The organism is Tenebrionibacter intestinalis (assembly GCF_016632365.1).
Taxonomy (GTDB): domain Bacteria; phylum Pseudomonadota; class Gammaproteobacteria; order Enterobacterales; family Enterobacteriaceae; genus Tenebrionibacter; species Tenebrionibacter intestinalis.
Genome location: NZ_JAEPBH010000120.1, coordinates 1 through 1,478, shown reverse-complemented (window position 1 = coordinate 1,478; position 1,478 = coordinate 1). Strand labels below are relative to the sequence as shown.

Here is a 1,478-nt window from a genome sequence, read left to right as displayed (position 1 = left end):
TCGCTTAGGGCTGTGTCCATATTACGTGGGTAGGATCAAACATACCCTGTCCCGCAGTTGGCGGTAAACCGTGTACAGCCGTGGCAGACGACAGGCGAAAAAAAATCCCGGCACGGTGACCGGGAACATCAAAGGTAAAATATCTTTATTACTCAGAATGCCATGCAGATTCAAAAAATCTAATCCAGGTGTGCTTCTATTCTTTTACATAAATACTCATAAAAATTCTTTGCATAATGCAATGAATGACCAGAAGGAATTCTAATGTATATTGGACACTCATCTACAGCATATTGAGAGTAATCAAAATAGAATATTTCCCCAAAATCTGTTTCACTCACCACCAATTCATCTGCATTAGCAGTTCCATTTTTCCTATCAGTTAGGTTTTGATAAACGATATCGCCACCAATGGCATCCTCAAAATTTAGACCATAAATACTGTATATTTCCTCACCTGCAATCTCACCTCCTACATAATGCCTTAAAAAATTTTTATAAGAAGATGTTAAAGGCAAGCCAAGCGCTTCTTCAGCCAGTTTAAACCACTCCTCACTAACCGCATCTTCTGGAGAACCAAAATCAATAACATCACGATGTTTATCTACTAATTTTTCAACATCAGACAACGTGAAATTTTTCATACATTATTCACCATAGTTTTTGGCACGTTGCTGCCAATATTGATTTTTCCATTTATCAAACGCAGCCCTATTTATACCAGATGGAATTGTCTTTGGGTTGATATGAATTACAGCACTATTTTCCTTATGGAAAGATTGAGTCACTTCAGCAATAGGACCATCTTGTTTTTGTGTCATATGATGCAAGTTCACGGACTTACCATCTGTTCCTATTGGTGCTCTGCCAGATGCCATTCTTTCTATATTAGTACCTGTTACTGTTTTCCCTTTTACTTTCCATGATGAAACCTGTTGTGGATCAAAGAGATCGTTTCGCTGATAAACTTTATTTCCGTCAAATTGAATAGGGTCTGATGACCAGTATTTACGTTCCTGACCGAAGTAGTTAACTGATGTAACATCATCACTGGCCTTATTTATCAGCCTCGATGCCTCAGCCAGATCGCCCTTCTTCAGCGCCGTTTCTACGCCCTTAATGGCTTTACCGGCAACGTCACCCGCTCCAGGTATAATACCAATCGCGGCAACCAGGTAATCCAGTGCGCTCTGTGCTTCTGCAACGCTTTTGATATCCCCGACCACTGGCACAAAATCTGCCCCGAACGATGCAGTATTTTTCAGTGCTTCAATACGCTGTTTGTACATCTGCACCGAGCACGCTTCTGCGCTCATTCCGGCACAGTTTTCTTTCATGTAGCGTTCGTTTTCGGCCAGGACATGCTCTTCAGCCTTTTGCTCCGGCGTCTTACCGGCTGCGACGGCTTCACCGATATCACTGAGGGCGTTGTTTTCGAGAACAACTTCGTCCGGCGCGCTATCCCTTACCGCAGCCGT

General features: G+C 42.5%; 2 protein-coding genes. Both read right to left on the bottom strand.

What is annotated here, in order from left to right; all coding sequences use genetic code 11:
* Nucleotides 1-179: 179 nt before the first annotated feature.
* Nucleotides 180-644, bottom strand: a complete 465-nt coding sequence (locus JJB97_RS17950; protein WP_238715438.1) for an SMI1/KNR4 family protein — start codon at nucleotides 642-644, stop codon at nucleotides 180-182.
* 3 nt (nucleotides 645-647) lie between these two features.
* The coding region (locus tag JJB97_RS17945) for an HNH/ENDO VII family nuclease (RefSeq protein WP_238715437.1) at nucleotides 648-1,478 on the bottom strand (831 nt) is incomplete at its 5' end.

Excerpts from the sequence above, each read along its gene's own strand:
- JJB97_RS17950 (WP_238715438.1), bottom strand. The coding sequence starts at position 644 with ATGAAAAATTTCACGTTGTCTGATGTTGAAAAATTAGTAGATAAACAT.